Annotated in this window: 13 protein-coding genes; 12 read left to right on the top strand and 1 reads right to left on the bottom strand. The window is 67.2% G+C overall.

Features of this window, described 5'->3' with window-relative positions; genetic code table 11:
* Positions 1-2 precede the first annotated feature (2 nt).
* On the bottom strand, positions 3-392 hold the full coding sequence (locus AABM41_02945) for a hypothetical protein (GenBank protein ID MEK6191264.1): 390 nt from the start codon (positions 390-392) through the stop codon (positions 3-5).
* Positions 393-707: 315 nt separating this feature from the next.
* Between AABM41_02945 and AABM41_02940 the strand changes: the two genes are divergently transcribed.
* The 12 genes from AABM41_02940 to AABM41_02885 all read left to right on the top strand — a co-directional run bounded on the left by AABM41_02940 (position 708) and on the right by AABM41_02885 (position 16,917).
* A complete protein-coding gene (locus AABM41_02940) occupies positions 708-1,466 on the top strand; it encodes a ParA family protein (GenBank protein ID MEK6191263.1) in 759 nt (252 codons plus the stop codon).
* On the top strand, positions 1,459-2,367 hold the full coding sequence (locus tag AABM41_02935; protein ID MEK6191262.1) for a ParB/RepB/Spo0J family partition protein: 909 nt from the start codon (positions 1,459-1,461) through the stop codon (positions 2,365-2,367). Before AABM41_02940 ends, AABM41_02935 begins: the two co-directional genes overlap by 8 nt.
* Positions 2,364-4,331, top strand: a complete 1,968-nt coding sequence (gene gyrB, locus AABM41_02930; GenBank protein MEK6191261.1) for a DNA topoisomerase (ATP-hydrolyzing) subunit B — start codon at positions 2,364-2,366, stop codon at positions 4,329-4,331. Before AABM41_02935 ends, gyrB begins: the two co-directional genes overlap by 4 nt.
* 11 nt (positions 4,332-4,342) lie before the next feature.
* Positions 4,343-4,582 carry a DUF4287 domain-containing protein gene (locus AABM41_02925; protein MEK6191260.1) on the top strand — a complete coding sequence of 80 codons (240 nt, stop codon included), beginning with the start codon at positions 4,343-4,345 and terminating at the stop codon, positions 4,580-4,582.
* A gap of 70 nt (positions 4,583-4,652) precedes the next feature.
* A complete protein-coding gene (gyrA, locus tag AABM41_02920) occupies positions 4,653-7,160 on the top strand; it encodes a DNA gyrase subunit A (protein MEK6191259.1) in 2,508 nt (835 codons plus the stop codon).
* 55 nt (positions 7,161-7,215) lie between these two features.
* Positions 7,216-8,229 (top strand): ribose-phosphate pyrophosphokinase, encoded by a 1,014-nt coding sequence (locus AABM41_02915; GenBank protein ID MEK6191258.1) that lies wholly within the window; start codon positions 7,216-7,218, stop codon positions 8,227-8,229.
* 80 nt (positions 8,230-8,309) lie between these two features.
* Entirely contained in the window at positions 8,310-9,200 is an 891-nt protein-coding gene (locus tag AABM41_02910) for an LLM class flavin-dependent oxidoreductase (protein MEK6191257.1), read from the top strand.
* 168 nt (positions 9,201-9,368) lie between these two features.
* Positions 9,369-12,236 carry a preprotein translocase subunit SecA gene (gene secA / locus AABM41_02905; GenBank protein ID MEK6191256.1) on the top strand — a complete coding sequence of 956 codons (2,868 nt, stop codon included), beginning with the start codon at positions 9,369-9,371 and terminating at the stop codon, positions 12,234-12,236.
* A gap of 412 nt (positions 12,237-12,648) precedes the next feature.
* Positions 12,649-13,771, top strand: a protein-coding gene (gene prfB, locus AABM41_02900; GenBank protein MEK6191255.1) for a peptide chain release factor 2 whose coding sequence is annotated in 2 segments (ribosomal slippage) — positions 12,649-12,714 and positions 12,716-13,771 — 1,122 coding nt in all. Because the reading frame shifts where the segments join, the coding sequence is not laid out codon by codon here.
* Positions 13,768-14,517: a cell division ATP-binding protein FtsE gene (ftsE, locus tag AABM41_02895; GenBank protein MEK6191254.1), complete on the top strand. Its 750-nt coding sequence runs from the start codon at positions 13,768-13,770 to the stop codon at positions 14,515-14,517. The genes prfB and ftsE overlap by 4 nt, the downstream gene beginning before the upstream one ends.
* 12 nt (positions 14,518-14,529) lie before the next feature.
* Positions 14,530-15,423, top strand: coding sequence for a permease-like cell division protein FtsX (locus AABM41_02890; protein MEK6191253.1), 894 nt, complete (start codon positions 14,530-14,532; stop codon positions 15,421-15,423).
* Between the two features lie 81 nt (positions 15,424-15,504).
* Positions 15,505-16,917 (top strand): S41 family peptidase, encoded by a 1,413-nt coding sequence (locus AABM41_02885; GenBank protein ID MEK6191252.1) that lies wholly within the window; start codon positions 15,505-15,507, stop codon positions 16,915-16,917.
* The last annotated feature ends 5 nt before the right edge of the window (positions 16,918-16,922 follow it).

The raw sequence follows: 16,922 nt of genomic DNA, 5'->3' as shown, positions 1-16,922 counted from the left end.
CGTCAGATTGGCGACGGCTCGAAGCCGAAGCGGGACAGGGTCGCGCGCGCAGCCACGAATGCCAGCGCCGTCAGCAATCCATTCAGCGCCGCGGTAGGCAGCAGGAGGCCTGGCACAGACGCTGGTTGGGGCAGCGGGGCGCCGCCGACAAGGACCAGCACGATGAGCCCCACCAAATCCACCAGCAGGCTGCCAATGACGCCGCCGATCAGCGCCAAGAGGGCGCCTGAACGACCGACCAGACCGGAGGCGATCGGCAACAAGCCGGCGACCAGGAGCAAACCAAGCGGCACGCTGCCCAGCGGATCGGTGGTGAGCAGGTTCACGGTCAACCCGCCCACGAATGCCCACACGGCCCCAGTACCCAGCCCGAGCAGGGCCGTGACGGTCACGACTGACGCGAGCATGAGATTCGGTCTCAGATCACCCACGGCCAGCGCCGGAGCCAGACTGGCGTGGAACACGCCGGTGATGAAGGCCAGAAGCGCGCTGATGGCGTTGATCGGACGGTTCTCGCGGGTCGCTGCGACTCGGGGGCGGCTGTGTCCAAGTATAGGCTCCGGACAGCTTCCGATCCGGCCTCCAGGGCCTGCAAACGTGCTCGAAAGCCGTGTTTCACGTGAAACATTGAGTCGGCGGTAACCGGTCGAAAAGGGCCCAAACTGATACAATTGAGCGTGCCCGACGGAATTCGCAGCGGAGTGCTCGTGGCTAGGGTCACGGCCTGTACCAACCAGAAGGGCGGCGTCGGTAAGACGACCACCGTCATCAACCTCGCGGCATATCTGGCCCTCTCCGGCACGCGAACGCTCGTAATCGATCTGGATCCCCAGGGCAACGCCTCGACGGGGCTGGGAGCCGACCGACGGGCGCCGGGCACGATCTATGACGCGCTCATTGATCGGGTCGCCATCTCCGAGATCGCGAGGCCCACGGCGATCCCAGGCCTCGACTTGGTGCCGGCCACACCAATGCTTGCCGGAGCCGAGATCGAGCTGGTAGGGATTCCGGCCCGTGAGCATCGGCTTGCGGCCAGCCTGGCCGAGGTGGACGAACGATATGACCGCGTGCTGGTGGACTGCCCGCCGTCACTTGGTCTGCTGACAGTCAATGCGTTGACCGCCGCGGATGGCGTGCTCATCCCGATCCAGGCGGAGTATTACGCGATGGAGGGTCTTGGAAACCTGGTGAACACCATCCGCCTTGTCCGTGGGTCGCTGAACCCGCGACTGGAGATCGAGGGAGTCGTGATCACGATGTTCGATCGCCGGACGCGTCTGTCGGCCCAGGTGGCTGATGAGGTGCGGCGCCACCTGAACGGCACGGTGTACGACACCGTCGTGCCTCGCAGCGTGCGGCTCAGCGAGGCCCCGAGCCACGGACTGCCGATCGCCCTGTACGACCCCAGCTCACGTGGTGCCTTTGCATACCAGGCACTGGCCGCTGAGGTGGCCGCTCGTGGCTGACTCACCGCCTCGCGCGTTCGGGCTGGGTCGAGGTCTGGATGCCTTGATCGCACCGCCCGATGGTGGGGGTGATGCACGGCAGATTCCCCTGGACCGGATCGTGGCCAATCCGCACCAGCCGCGCGCCCGGTTCGAGGGCCGCGACCAGGACGCCCTGGCCGCCTCCATCTCCACTCACGGCGTGCTGCAGCCGGTCGTCGTCCGCGGCCTGGCCAACGGCGATTACCAGCTCATTGCCGGCGAACGTCGCGTACGGGCTGCGCGCCAGGCCGGTCTGACACAGGTGCCCGCCGTGATCCGCGATCCCAGCGAGGAGCAGATGATCGAACTTGCGCTGATCGAAAACCTCCAGCGGACCGATCTCAACCCCATCGAGCAGGCCATGGGCTTCCGGATCCTGATCGAGCGCTTCGGGCTGGCGCACGATGCAGTGGCCGGCCGTATTGGCCGGTCTCGGGCTTCTGTCAGCAACGCGCTGCGCCTGCTGGATCTGGCTCCCGAGACCCAGGAAGCGCTTCTGGAGGGCCAGGTCAGCGAGGGGCATGCCCGCGCCCTGGCGGGGTTGACGGTGTCCGAGCTCCAGGTCGCGGCGCTCCAGATCGTGCTCGAGCGACACCTTTCCGTGCGCCAGACCGAGGAGCTGGTCCGGCGCCGGCGCCGCCATGGACCTGGCGATGAAACGGTCGCGGTGCGAGGGGACCTGCAGGAGCTCGAGAGCCACCTCCGCGAGATCCTCGCCACCCGCGTCGCGATCACGCGGACGCGCCGGGGAGGGCGGATCAGCATCGACTTTGCCTCGGACGAGGAGCTGACCCGCCTGTTCGCGTGGATTGTCCGCACCGCGCCGGAGACCGACGACACCGACCCGATGCGCATCGGCTCGGAGAACGCTTCGGTATGACGGCCCAACCCAGCCGCCGGCGAGCCCGCGCCTCGGCCGCGTACACGGCTGCCGATATCCAGGTCCTGGAGGGCCTACAGGCGGTCCGCAAGCGCCCCGGCATGTACATCGGCTCCACCGATGCCCGTGGCCTCCACCAGCTCGTATGGGAGGTCGTGGACAACAGCATCGACGAGGCCATGGCCAACATGGCGACGCGGATCGACGTCACGATCGGCGCCGACGGTCACCTGGAGGTCGTGGACGACGGGCGGGGGATCCCGGTCGACCGGCACGCCACCGGCAAGAGCGCCCTCGAAGTGATCATGACCGTCCTGCATGCCGGGGCGAAGTTTGGCGGTGGCGGCTACAAGGTCTCCGGTGGACTTCACGGCGTGGGCGTGAGCGTGGTGAACGCCCTCGCAGCCGAAATGCGAGTCGAGGTGCTCCGGGACGGCAAGCGCTACGTTCAGGAATATCGTCGCGGCGCGCCGTTGAAGCCCGTCCGCCAGGTCGGTGGAGAGGCCGAGGCCAACCGTGGCCTCGACTGGGCCCGACACCACGGCACGCGAACCTGGGTCCTGCCGGACCCCGAGATCTTCGAGGACCTCGACTTCAACTGGGAGACGATTGCGACCCGGTTGCGGGAATCGGCCTATCTCAACAAGGGGATCTGGATCCGACTGCTGGATGAGCGGGTCGGTCGCGAAAAGAACTACCTGTTCCAGGGCGGCGTGACCTCCTTCGTACGTCACCTGAACCGCCACCGCGCCCCACTGCACCAGCACCCCATCTTCATGGAGCGGGTCGTGCAGGGCACCAGCGTCGAGGTCGCGCTCCAGTACAACGACGGTTTTGCCGAGACGGTGCTGCCGTTCGCCAACAACATCCACACCGTCGACGGCGGCACCCACGTCACCGGTTTCCGAGCCGCCCTGACCAGCTCGCTCAACGAGTGGGCCCGCCGCGCCGGTGTCCTGTCCGAGAAGGACACCAACCTCAGCGGGGACGACGTGCGCGAGGGTCTGACGGCGGTCATCAGCGTCAAGCTCACCGACCCGCAGTTCGAGGGCCAGACCAAAGCCAAGCTGGGCAACGCCGATATCAAGGGCATCGTCCAAACCGTGGTGTCGGACGGCATCATGCAGCACCTCGACGAGAACCCTGCCGATGGGCGCCGGATCCTCGAGAAGTGCCTGACCGCGGCCCGCGCCCGAGAAGCGGCCCGCAAGGCGCGCGACCTCGTCATCCGCAAGGGCGCGCTGGACGGGATGGCGCTGCCCGGGAAGCTGGCGGACTGCCAGGAACGGGACCCGGCGCTCAGCGAGCTGTACATCGTGGAGGGGGACTCGGCGGGCGGCTCCGCCAAACAGGGCCGGAATCGCCAAAACCAGGCCGTCCTCCCGCTGCGTGGAAAGCTCCTCAACGTCGAGAAAGCGCGTCTCGACAAAGTGCTCTCCAGCGAAAACGTTAGGCCACTGATCATTGCGCTTGGTGCCGGGATCGGCGATCAGTTCGATATCGCCAAGCTCCGCTACCACCGCATCTGCCTCCTGTCCGACGCCGACGTCGACGGAGCCCATATCACGACCCTGCTGCTGACTTTCTTCTACCGGCACATGCCGCTGGTGATCGAGAACGGGTACCTGTACCTGTGCCAGCCGCCGCTGTACCGGGTGAGCACGGGCAAGCAAACGCGATACGCCAGTGACGACCGCGGGCGCGAGGCCGCGGTCCGGGAGCTGTCGCGGGACGGCAAGGGCCGGAACGTCACCGTTCAGCGCTTCAAGGGCCTGGGCGAGATGAACCCTGACCAGCTCTGGGATACGACGATGAATCCTGAGACGCGAACCCTGCTGCAGGTGAACGTCCGCGACGCCGCGGACGCGGATGAGACGTTCAGCACGCTCATGGGTGAGCGGGTGGAGCCACGACGCGATTTCATCCGCAGCGAAGCGCGCAAGGTGCGCAACCTCGACATCTGAGAGGGAGATCGATGCCACCCCGTCACATCGCCGATATTCGTCAGGTCGAGGCCAAGACCGGGCGCGCGCTCGAGGATTGGTGCGCTTTGCTGGAAGCCAACGGCATTGGTGATCGGCGCGAGGCCGTGAATTTCCTGCGCGACGGCCATGCGGTGGCGCACGCCTACGCCCTCGCGATCGCCGACCACTGCCTGCGTGGCAGCCGCGACGCGTACGGCGACGACTTCTGGGACGAAGAGGCCAGCTGGTGAGCCCTGACCGTCCGATCCTGACGCGACATACGCGACATACGCGACAGACGCGACAAGGGGGGCGTGCTTGATGGACAACCGCATGGGCGCGGTGCGCAACGTCTCAATCGAAGACGAGATGCGTTCGGCGTACATCGATTACGCGATGTCGGTCATCGTGGCCCGCGCTCTCCCCGATGTCCGGGACGGCCTGAAGCCGGTCCATCGGCGGATCCTGTTCACGATGCACGAGATGGGGCTGCGGTCGACATCGGCATACCGCAAGTGCGCCGGCGTAGTCGGCGAGGCGCTGGCCAAGTTCCATCCCCATGGCGATGTAGCCCTCTATGACGCCTTGGTGCGCCTGGCCCAGGACTTCAGCCTGCGCTACCCGCTCGTGGATGGCCAGGGCAACTTCGGTTCCATCGATGGGGATCCGGCTGCGGCGTATCGGTACACCGAGGCGCGGCTGGCGGCCATCAGCGACGAGATGCTGTCCGACATCGAGAAGGGCACCGTCGATTTCATGGACAACTTCGACGGCCGCCTCCAGGAGCCAACCGTGCTTCCCGCGCGCTTGCCGAACCTGCTCGTGAACGGCTCGTCCGGGATTGCGGTCGGCATGGCCACGAACATTCCGCCCCACAACCTGGGTGAGATCTGCCGGGCGGTGGAGAAGCTGATCGACGAGCCGGAGTCGACTGTGGACGACCTGTGCGAGATTGTGACCGGACCCGACTTTCCAACCGGCGGGACCGTGTTCCGCTTCTCCGACCAGCGCTCGATCGCGGGGGAGAAGGAGCGCATCGACGCCATTCGGCACATGTACGCCACGGGGCGGGGACGGGTCATGATGCGCGGCCAGGTCGCTCTGGAGGAGGTCCGCCCGGGGCGCATGGCGGTGGTCGTCACCGAGCTTCCGTACCAGGTCAACAAGACGACGCTGATCGAGAAGATGGCCGAGCTGGTCGGAGCCAAGAGAATCACCGATGTCAGCGACATTCGCGACGAATCCGACCGCGACGGCATGAGGATCGTGGTGGAGGTCAAGCGCGACGGGTCACCGCACACCGTGATGTCCCAATTGTTCAAGCACACGGCGCTCGAGTCGAGCTTCTCGACCAACATGCTGGCCCTCGTCGACGGCCAGCCCCAGACCCTGGGCCTCAAGCGGCTGCTCGAGCACTACATCGCCTATCGGCGCGAGGTCATCCGTCGGAGGACCGAATTCGACCTGAACCGCGCCCGCGAGCGGGCGCACATCCTAGAGGGCCTGAAGATCGCGCTCGACCATCTGGACGAGGTGATCTCCACCATTCGCAAGTCAGCCGATGCGGATGCTGCCCGCGAAGCCCTGATCGCCAAGTTCTCGCTGAGCGAGGCGCAGGCCAACGCGATCCTCGAGATGCAGCTGCGCCGTCTGGCCGCCCTGGAGCGCAAGAAGATCGAGGACGAGTACGAAGAGGTCATCCGCCTGATCGCCGAACTGGAGGACCTGCTGGCCAACCCACGGAAGATCCTGCAGGCCATCAAGGACGAGCTGGGCGAGCTGCGGCGGAAGTACGGCGAGGAACGGCGAACCCGGATCTGGGATGACGCGAGTCGCGAGCTCTCGGCCGAGGACCTGGTGGCAGCGGAGGACGTTGTCGTGACGCTGTCGCAGCGCGGCTACATCAAGCGCCAGCAGATCCGCACCTTCCGCTCGCAGCGGCGTGGAGGCAAGGGCAAGCTGGCGATGATCACGCGTGAGGAGGACGCCGTCAGCCACCTGGTCGTGGCCAACACTCATGACAACATCCTGTTCTTCACCAACCGCGGGCGCGTGTTCATCACCAAGGTGCACGCTCTGCCTGAGGCCAGCCGCCACGCGAAGGGCCTTCCGATCATCAACCTGCCCGGGGTCCAGGTCGACAGCGGAGAGTACGTGAGCGCGATCATCTCGCTGCCGCGCTTCGAGCCGGATCACTACCTGGTCATGGCTACTCGCAAGGGGAAGATCAAGAAGACCTCGCTCGCCGAGTACGCCAAGATCAAGGCCAACGGGCTGATCGCGATCAACCTCGTGGACGGTGACGAGCTGCGCTGGGTGGACCTCTCGGACGGCGGGAACGACATCCTCATCGCCACCCGCAATGGCCAGGCCGCGCGCTTCGCCGAACGGGAGGTGCGCGCCATGGGCCGCGACACGATGGGCGTCACGGGCCTCCGGCTCAAGGCCAAAGACGAGGTCATCGGCATGCAGGTCATTCGCGATCCGGGCCAGCAGCTGTTGGTGGTCACCGAGCAGGGGTATGGCAAGCGGACCATCGTCAGCGACTTCCCGGTCAAGCACCGCGCCACCGGCGGGGTGATCGCCAACGCCCTCAACAAGGAAACGGGCGCGGTGGCTGCCGTCCGCCTGGTGGGGCAGGATGATGAAGAAGTGATGCTGATCACCCAGGAGGGCACCATGCTGCGCACCCAGGTTGTGAGCGTGAACAGCTACCGGCGCGCCTCGCGCGGGGTGACGGTCATGAGGCCGGCGGAGGGCGATCGGATCATCTCTATTGCCGTATTCGTGGACGAAGGGCTACCCGAGGAGTCCGAAGGCGAGGAATGAGGCGGTAGAATCGGCCGGCCGGGGTCCGATCCGGCAACGAGCACGGAGCGAGCCGTTGTACGCCGACGAGTTCAGCATCTACTCGGGCAACGCCAACCGGCCACTGGCGGAAGACATCTGCCGCTACCTGGGCACGCGGATGGGGGAGGCCGATGTCTTCCAGTTCGCGAACGAGAACATCTTTGTCCGCATCCTGGAGAACGTCCGCGAACAGGATGTGTTCCTGATCCAGCCCACCTGCCGACCGGTGAACCACTCGATCATGGAGCTCCTGATCATGATCGACGCCTATAAGCGGGCCAGCGCAGGCCGGATCACCGCGGTCATGCCCTACTACTCGTACGGCCGGTCCGACAAAAAGGACCAGCCCCGCGTGCCGATCACGGCGCGCCTGATTGCGGACATGCTCACCGTGGCCGGCGCCGACCGCGTCCTGACCATGGACCTCCACCAGGGCCAGATCCAGGGTTTCTTCTCGATCCCGGTCGACGAGCTGACCGCCGTCGACATGCTGGCCAAGTACGTCACCGGCCTGGGGCTCGAAGACCTGGTGGTGGTCAGCGAGCTGGGCTTTGCCAAGAAGGCGCGGAATTTCGCCGAGAAGCTCAACGCGCCGCTGGCCATCGTCGAAAAACGGCGGCTGGGGAACGACGATAAGGCGGAGCTGAAGAACGTCATCGGTGAAGTGAGCGGGAAGACCGCGGTAGTCATCGACGACGAGATCAACACCGCCGGCTCGCTGATCGAGACGGTCAACGCTCTGATCAGCGCAGGGGCGCGCGATGTGTACTCGTGCGCGACCCACGGCGTGTTCTCGGGCACGGCACTCGAGCGCATCGAGTCCTCGGCCCTGCGCGAGGTCATCGTGACCGACACCATTCCGCTGCTGGATGGTGCCAACCCGGACCGCATCACGGTCCTGTCGGTGGCGCCGCTGTTCGGGGAGGCTATCCGGCGCATTCATCGCGGCGAGAGCGTAGGGGCCCTCTTCTCGTCCGAGGTCGAGCTGGTCGAGGAGATGACCTTCTGGGGCGCCCACGACCAGGACGAGGAAGCCGAGGCGGTCTGAGCGGATGGGCGGGGGTTGAGCGAGTGGGCGAAGTCCGCTTAGGGATTCTCCCCTGGGGACAGGCCACGGACTGGCCGTCCATGGAGTCGACCGCACGCCGGGTGGAGGAACTCGGCTACCAACACCTGTGGGCGTGGGACCACCTGCATGCCATCTTCGGCGATCCCGACCAGCCGATCTACGAAGGGTGGATGACGCTGGCGGCCTGGGCAAAGGTCACCCGGCGGGTCCGTCTGGGACTCCTCGTGGGCGCCAATACCTTCCGCAACCCGGGCCTGGTGGCCAAGCTCGCTACCACGCTCGACCACATCAGCGACGGGCGCGCCATCCTTGGGCTGGGCGGCGCCTGGTTCGAGCACGAGCACGTGGCTCACGGGATCGAGTTCGGAACAGGCTTCGGCCAGCGGCTCGACTGGCTGCACGAGGCTGTCGGAGCCATTCGAACCGTGCTCGACGGCGGCGCAGCCACCAGCCCCGACAATGGCCGCTACCGGTTCCGGGAGCTCCGTCAACACCCGCTTCCTCTGCAGGCGCGCCTGCCGATCATGATCGGCGGGTCGGGTGAGAAGAAGACTCTCCGCACCGTGGCGACCTACGCCAACATGTGGAACGCGATGGGCAGCGCCGAGGTTCTGCGGCACAAGGTGGAGGTCCTGCACGAGCATTGCGCGGCGGTGGGGCGTGACATCGCGGACATCGAGATGACGGTCGGATGCAAGCCGCTCATCCGCGACACGGAGGTGGAAGCCCGTCGCGTGTGGGAAGCCCATATGGCGCTCAACCGCACACCGATGGCCGAGGTGCGCAACGACGAGACCTTCTGGATCGGAACCGCCGAGCAGATCGCCGAGCGGATGCGCGAGTACCGCGAGCTGGGGTTCGACACGTTCATCGCCGAACTGGCGGCGCCCCACGACGTGGAGACGCTCGAACGCTGGATCGGCGAAGTCAAGCCCATGCTGGAGGCCTAGCCCGCATCACGCCCGAGGTGGTGGACCGGGTTCGGGAAGTCGCGAGCCCCATGCTGGCGCTCAACGCCCTCAGGGTCCTGAAGGCCGCCGGACGGACCGTGGACGAGGACGTGCCCTGAGGCCGCCTGTGGGGCACTCCGGAGAGGCCGATATACTCGGCGCAGATCCATGTTGAAACTGTTCTCCCGGGTGATGGACTCCAACGAGCGTGAGGTCCGCCGCCTGGAACCCCTCGTCGAGCGCGCCAACGCGCTCGAGCCCGAATACCGCGCCCTCAGCGACGACGAACTCCGGGGACGGACGGCGCTGTACCGCGAGCGGCTGGCCGAGCAGCTCGGCGACTTGATCCTGCCGGCCGAAGCGCGGGCCGAGACTTCGGACGACGATTCCGAGCTGGTAGGGGGCGACCCGGCTCGGCGCCTGGAGCGCCGACGCGAGGAGCGCGAGCGGGAAATGGCGCAGATCAACGCGGCGCTGGACGGGATCTTGCCGGAAGCCTTCGCCGCCGTGCGCGAGGCCATGCAGCGCGCCCTCGGCAAGCGCCATTACGACGTCCAGCTGCTGGGCGGCATCGTCCTGCACCACGGCACGATCGCCGAGATGCGGACTGGCGAGGGCAAGACCTTCGTCGCGCCGCTGGCCGCATACCTGAACGCCCTGGCCGGACAGGGCGTGCACGTGGTCACCGTCAACGACTATCTCGCCAAGCGCGACGCGCAGTGGATCGGGGCCGTCTTCCATCGGCTGGGGATGGAGGTCGGGTCCATCCAGCATGAGGCTGCCTACGTGTTCGACCCGGACTACCCGGCCACCGATGAGCGGTTGCGGGACCTGCGGCCGGTCACCCGACGCGAGGCGTATGCCGCAGACGTGACCTACGGGACGAACAACGAGTTCGGGTTCGACTTCCTGCGCGACAACCTGGTCACCGATCTCGGACTTCGCGTCCAGCGCGGCCATTTCTTCGGCATCGTGGACGAGGTGGACAACATCCTCATCGACGAGGCCAGGACCCCGTTGATCATCAGCGGCCAGGCCGAGCAATCCACCGACCGATACGTCCAGTTCGCGCGCCTGGTGCCCCGACTCAAGGCGGAGGACGACTACCTGGTCGACGAGAAGTTCCGGCAGGTGGCGATCACCGAGGCGGGGACCGAGAAGATGGAGCGCATGCTCGGCGTCGCAAACCTGTTCGACGACGACTTCAGCATGGCGCGCCACCTGGAGCAGGCCCTCAAGGCGGAGGCTCTGTACAAGCGCGACCGCGACTACGTCGTCAAGGACGGCGAGGTCGTGATCGTCGACGAGTTCACCGGTCGACTCATGCCCGGGCGGCGCTGGAGCGAGGGGCTGCACCAGGCGGTGGAAGCCAAAGAGGGCGTCCGCATCCAGAGCGAGTCACGGACCCTGGCCACGATCACGTTCCAGAACTACTTCCGGATGTACCGGAAGCTGGCCGGCATGACGGGCACGGCCGAAACCGAGGCCGAGGAGTTCAACAAGATCTATGGCCTCGAGGTCGTGGTGATCCCGACCCATCTGCCCATGATCCGCGACGACTTCGCGGACCTGGTGTACGCCAGCCAGAGGGGCAAGTGGGATTCGGTGATCGAAGAAATCGTCGAGGAGCACGAGAAGGGTCGGCCGGTCCTGGTGGGCACCATCAGCGTCGAGGTCAGCGAGATGCTGTCGGAGCTGCTGAAGCGACGGGGAATCAAGCACAACGTCCTGAACGCGAAATTGCACGAGCGCGAGGCGGAGATCGTCGCGCAGGCGGGTCGCAGCGGTGCGGTGACCATCGCCACCAACATGGCCGGCCGCGGCGTCGACATCCTGCTGGGCGGGAACCCTGACATGCTGGCCGCCGACCTGCTGCACCAGCGCGGAACGAGCATCCTGGAAGCCTCGGCTGACGACATTGCGGCCGCCCAGGCCGAGGCCGAGCGCACCTGCGCCCAGGACCGCGAGCGGGTATTGGCCGCCGGCGGGCTGCACATCGTGGGCACCGAGCGCCACGAGGCGCGGCGCATCGACAACCAGCTCCGGGGGCGGTCCGGTCGCCAGGGTGACCCGGGCAGCAGCCGCTTCTACCTGTCGCTGGAAGACGACCTCATGCGGCGCTTCGCCAGCGATCGCGTCCAGGGCCTCATGAAGACAGTGGGGTTCAGCGACGACATGGCGCTCGAGTCCGGAATCGTGAGCCGAACCATCGAGGGCGCCCAGACCCGGGTTGAGGGGTACAACTTCGACCTGCGCAAGCACGTCGTTCAGTACGACGACGTCATCAACCGCCAGCGCGAGACGATCTACGCCGAACGCGATCACGTCCTGGGGACGACCGACCTGTCCGGGACGGTCCTGTCCCTGGTCGATGCCGAAGTCCGGTCCATGGTGGCGGAGGCGACGGCCGATGCCCAAACCGAGTGGAACCGAGACGGGCTGCGCGCGCTGCTGAGCGGCATGATTCCGACCCTGACCGCCGCGGAGCTGGAGGTCATCGACCAGGCCCGGGACGCCGATTCCCTCGCCGACGAGCTGGTGGCCCTGGCTGACGCGCACTACCAGCGGAAGCGTGACGAGTTGGGGGAGCAGACCATGGCCAGCCTGGAACGGATCGTCCTGGTGCGGGTGATCGACGGGCTGTGGGTGGAGCACCTGACTGCGGTGGACGACATGCGGCGCGGAATCGGGCTGCGGGCGTACAGCCAGCGCGACCCGCTCAACGAGTTCAAGGTCGAAGCGTTCCGTATGTTCGACGAGCTCAAGGTGATGATCCGCCGCGACGTGGCACGCACGATCTTTCGGGTCACGGTCCTCCGTCAGCCGGCGACGGCGCCCGCTGCCCGTCTAGTGGAGAGCCGGCCGGACGTGAATGGATCCGGGGCCGCGTCGGCGGGAGCCGCGGCAGCTGTCGCGGCGGCGGCGGGATCCGCGGCCGGGAGCCGGCAGCCCGTTCGAGCCGCCACCAAGATCGGCCGCAACGACCCGTGCTACTGCGGCTCGGGCAAGAAATACAAGCGCTGCCACGGGGCCTGAACAGGGCGGCGCCCGAATTTTGGGGGGTGACAGGCTGAGCGGCTGCGGGTACGATGGGGGCCTCTACGGTTCGTCGGTCCTCGGAGCGGCGCGCCTACGTGGGTGGAGGAGCGTGTGAAGCAACTGGCGGGCGAGGCTCCCATTCAGATCTCTGATCTCCCCGCTTCGGCTCCCCCTCCGTCGGCTCCCCCTCTCCCCCTCGTCACCCGATTCCGGGACCCATCGGTCCCGTACGAGGACCTCATCCAGTGCGAGCGTGATTGCATGCGCTGCAGCTACGCGGCCACGCTCGGCTGTGACGGCAACTGTGGGGCCTGCCCGCGTCAGTCCTACTGCCCGTGCGTCAACCCGGCGAAGCTCCGATCCCGATCGGGCCGCCTGGCGGACGTCGAGCTGACCCTGGTTTCGGACCTTGGACGAAATTAGGAGCGAGGCGCAGCGCCTGGCGCGCCTCGTGGCCGACACGGCGGTGCGGCTTTGACTTGCCTGCGCGGCAATCCGAGCTTGAGGAGCTGACCGCTCGATCGGCAGACCCCAACCTGTGGGATGACCCGGCAAAGGCCCAGTCCGTGCTGCGCCGCGCCGACGAGCTCCGCGCGGAGATCGGCTTCTGGAGCGACCTGAGCCAGCGCGCGACCGGGCTGGCGGAGCTGGCCGAGCTTGCCGCTGCCGACGCCGAGACTGACGCCGCCCTGCAGGCCGACATGGAAAAGGACCTCGAGGCGCTGCGGTCGAGCTGGACGGCCGCCGAGCAGCGGCTCCTGCTGAGCGGTGCCTACGACGAGCGACCGGCCATCGTCTCGATCTATGCCGGGGCGGGCGGCACCGAGAGCCAGGACTGGGCCGAGATGCTGCTCCGGATGTACCTGCGCTGGGCCGAGCGCCAGCGCTATCGGACCGAGATTCTGGACCAGAGCGAAGGCGAGGAGGCGGGTCTGAAGAGCGTGACGGCCAGCATTGACGGGCGCTGGGCGTACGGTCGCCTGCGGAGTGAGCGGGGCGTCCATCGCTTGGTCCGGATCAGCCCCTTCGACTCCCAGAACCGCCGCCACACGTCGTTCGCCCTGGTGGAGGTCATGCCCGAGGTTCCCCCCGATGCCGAGGTCGAGATCCGCGACGAGGATCTGCGAGTCGACACCTATCGGTCCAGCGGGGCGGGTGGGCAACACGTCAACAAGACCGATTCGGCGGTACGCATCACGCATATTCCGACCGGCATCGTGGTCACCTGTCAGAACGAGCGCAGCCAGATGCAGAACCGAGAGCGGGCGATGGCGGTGCTGCGCGCCAAGCTCGTCGAGCGAGCCGAGGAGGAGCGCGAGGCGGAGATGGCCCGTCTCCGCGGCCAGCACATAGAGCCGGGATGGGGGAACCAGATCCGCAGCTACGTCCTCCAGCCCTACACCATGGTCAAGGATCTGCGGACCGGGGTCGAGACCTCGAACCCGACCGCCGTCCTGGACGGGGACCTCGATCCGTTCATCGACGGCTATCTGCGATCGCAGATCGGCGCCAACGGGGACAGTGCGGCATGACCGAGGCGCGACTGCTGACCGATGCGCGGCCGGGGGCCGCCCCGCTGATCGGCGATGAGCCGCTCATCCGGCTGGTGGACGTCACCGTCACCTATCCCAACGGCAAGGAGGCGCTGATCAACGTCGACCTCGAAATCCGGCGCGGCGACTTCATCTTCCTGGTCGGACCATCCGGGGCCGGCAAGTCGACCCTCATTCGGCTCCTCATCCGGGAGCAGGTGGCCACGACCGGCCGCGTCTACCTCGCGGGCCGCGACCTGGCCCGCGTCAGCCGGAGCCAGGTGCACCGCCTGCGGCGTCGGATCGGCGTCGTGTTCCAGGACTTCCGGTTGCTCCCCAACAAGACGGTGCGCGAGAACGTGGCGTTCGCCCTGGAGGTCACCGGGGCCCCGCTGGCCGAGATCCGGCGCCGCGTGCCGCGCCTGTTGGCCCTCGTCGGGCTCGAGGACCAGGCGCAGCAGCTGCCGGCCCAGCTCTCCGGCGGCGAGCAGCAACGGGCGGCCATCGCCCGCGCCCTCGTCCACGACCCGGCCATCCTCATCGCGGATGAGCCGACCGGCAACCTCGATCCGGTCACCGGCTGGGAGATCATGCAGCTCCTGCTGGAGATCAATGCGCTGGGCACCACCCTCGTGGTGGCCACGCACAACCAGGAGATCGTGACCGCGCTCCGACGCCGTGTCGTCGCGCTCGAGCAGGGCCGGATGGTCCGCGATGAGCTGGGCGCCACCTACCGTCGCGGGTAGGATGCCGCGGTGATGGGATTCCTGAGGTTCCTCGGCTTCACCCTGGTCCGGGCCGGGCAGGGCTTTTGGCGCAACAAGATGATGAGCCTGGCGGCAACGGCAACCGTGATCCTCATGCTCGTCCTGCTGTCCGGGCTGGTCATCGTGCTCGGCGGCCTCAACGCGGGCCTGGCCTTTATCGAGAGCAAGGTCGGGGTCACGGCCCGCCTGGTGGACGGCCTAACGCCAGAGGAGGTGAACCAGCTCGTCGCCGACGTGAGCGCCCTGCCCGGGGTGGCGACGGCGGAGTACGTCTCGCCCGAGGAGGCAATGCGGCGGCTCGAGCAGGCGTATCTCGACCGCGGGCAGACCCTCCAGACCGGTGGAGCGAACATCACGCTGTACGCCAGCATCGAGGTCGGCCTCACCGACCCGGCCGCCGCGACATCGGTTTCCGCCGCGCTCGGCGAGCGACCCGAGATCGAGCGCATCACGACCATCCAGGAGCAGTACGACAAGCTGCTTGGCGTGACGAACGTGGTCCGCCTGGCCGGCCTGTCGGCCATGATTCTGGTCGGCCTGACGGTGGTCTTCATGATCGTCAACACGATCCGGATCGCGGTGTTCTCGCGCAGCCGCGAGATCGAGATCATGCGCTTGGTGGGCGCCAGCGACGCCTTCATCCGCTGGCCGTTCATCATGGAGGGCATGCTCTGCGGCCTGCTCGGCGCCGTGGTCACCGTCCTGCTGGTGGCCGTGGTGTGGGGGCCCATTCAGCCCCTGCTGATCGAGATCTTCCAGATGCCGACCGCCGTCGGCGCCCAGTTCTTCACCTTCGTCGCGGTCCTCATCCTGTCGGTCGGCCTGGTGGTGGGGATGCTGGGCAGCTGGATCAGCGTGCGGGCCCACCTTGCAACCGGGGTCTGACCGCGCCCAAGCGTTGCGGGAATAGCACCCGGGCGTAACCGGGCCTTGATCTGACCGGTGCTACACTCCCGCCCCTCCAACATGGACGACGCGACGCCCCCCGACCGGCCCGAATCCGGAGCCGATCCCACGCTCCAGCCCGTTCCAACCCAGGCACCGGTCCGCCCTGGAGCCGGACGCTCGTTGCGCTACGCCGCGCTCTTTGGGCTGGCCGCATTGCTCGGGACCTCCCTCTTCATGGGCGGCTACCTGGCTGCCGGCGGCACCGGGTCCTGTTCCGCCCCGAGCGAGGCGTTCGCGGCGTTCTGCGAGGCCTACGACAAGCTCCACGCCCAGTACGTCGACCAGCTGGACGACAACACGCTGGTGGAGGGCGCCCTCGAAGGGCTGTTCCAGTACGGCGTCGCGGATCCGTACAGCAGCTACATGAACCCGGAGGAGTACCAGAACTCGCTGGGCGACCTGTCCGGGACCTTCTCCGGCATCGGCGCCGAGCTGGCGGTCGAGAACTCGGAGAACCCCGACGACCTGGAGGCCTGCGCGTTGCTGTCGGACACGTGCCTCCTGGTGGTGGTGGCACCCATCGACGGGTCCCCGGCCGAGGCGGCGGGCGTGCAGTCCGGCGACGTGGTCCAGGCCGTCGACGGCGAGAGCGTGAACGGCAGCACGATCCAGGACCAGGTGACGAAGGTGCGCGGCCCGGAGGGGACGGACGTCACGATCACCATCCAGCGCGGCGATGAGGTGTTCGACCTGACCATCACCCGGGCCGAGATCGTGGTGGTCGAGGTCGAAAGCGAGATGCTCGCCAACCAGGTCGGGTACATCGCCCTGCATGGCTTCAGCGCCAACGCTTCCGATCAGTTCAGCGAATCGCTCGGCGACCTGCTGGCCGATGGCGCCGACCAGATCGTGTTCGACCTGCGGGACAACCCGGGTGGGTACATCAGCGCCGCCCAGGAGATCGCCTCCGAGTTCGTGGCCGATGGCCTCCTGTTCAGCCAGGAGTCGGCTGGAGACGAGGTCATCGACTGGGAGGCGACCGACGGAGGTCAGGCGACCGACCCCGCCATCGAGGTCGTGGTCCTCATCAACGGCGGGTCTGCCTCTGCCTCGGAGATCGTCGCCGCGGCCCTCGAGGAGACCGATCGGGCCACCCTCATCGGTGAGCCGACCTTCGGCAAGAACACGGTCCAGATCTGGGACGAGCTGGCCAACGGCGGCGGGGTTCGGATCACCATCTCGCGCTGGTTCACGCCGAACCACAACAGCGTGGCCCCGGATGGCGTTCAGCCGGACATCGTGGTCAGCGTGCCGGAGGGAACGCCCGCGGACGAGGACCCGGTCCTGGATCGCGCCCTCGCCTACCTGGCGACACTGGAACAGGAGGCAGCCTGGCAACCGGCTGTCGCCGCGCGTCCCGCGCTGACGGAGCTACGTGTCGTGGGCTGGGTACCGGAAACCGGGTTGTGGGCCGCCTGGAGCGCGTGCTAGCATCC

The organism is Chloroflexota bacterium (assembly GCA_038040195.1).
Classification (GTDB): domain Bacteria; phylum Chloroflexota; class Limnocylindria; order QHBO01; family QHBO01; genus DASTEQ01.
This window is presented reverse-complemented; position numbering and strand designations above follow the sequence as displayed.

Excerpts from the sequence above, each read along its gene's own strand:
- gyrB (MEK6191261.1), top strand. The coding sequence starts at position 2,364 with ATGACGGCCCAACCCAGCCGCCGGCGAGCCCGCGCCTCGGCCGCGTAC.
- AABM41_02925 (MEK6191260.1), top strand. The coding sequence starts at position 4,343 with ATGCCACCCCGTCACATCGCCGATATTCGTCAGGTCGAGGCCAAGACC.
- gyrA (MEK6191259.1), top strand. The coding sequence starts at position 4,653 with ATGGACAACCGCATGGGCGCGGTGCGCAACGTCTCAATCGAAGACGAG.
- AABM41_02910 (MEK6191257.1), top strand. The coding sequence starts at position 8,310 with ATGGAGTCGACCGCACGCCGGGTGGAGGAACTCGGCTACCAACACCTG.
- secA (MEK6191256.1), top strand. The coding sequence starts at position 9,369 with ATGTTGAAACTGTTCTCCCGGGTGATGGACTCCAACGAGCGTGAGGTC.
- ftsE (MEK6191254.1), top strand. The coding sequence starts at position 13,768 with ATGACCGAGGCGCGACTGCTGACCGATGCGCGGCCGGGGGCCGCCCCG.
- AABM41_02890 (MEK6191253.1), top strand. The coding sequence starts at position 14,530 with ATGGGATTCCTGAGGTTCCTCGGCTTCACCCTGGTCCGGGCCGGGCAG.
- AABM41_02885 (MEK6191252.1), top strand. The coding sequence starts at position 15,505 with ATGGACGACGCGACGCCCCCCGACCGGCCCGAATCCGGAGCCGATCCC.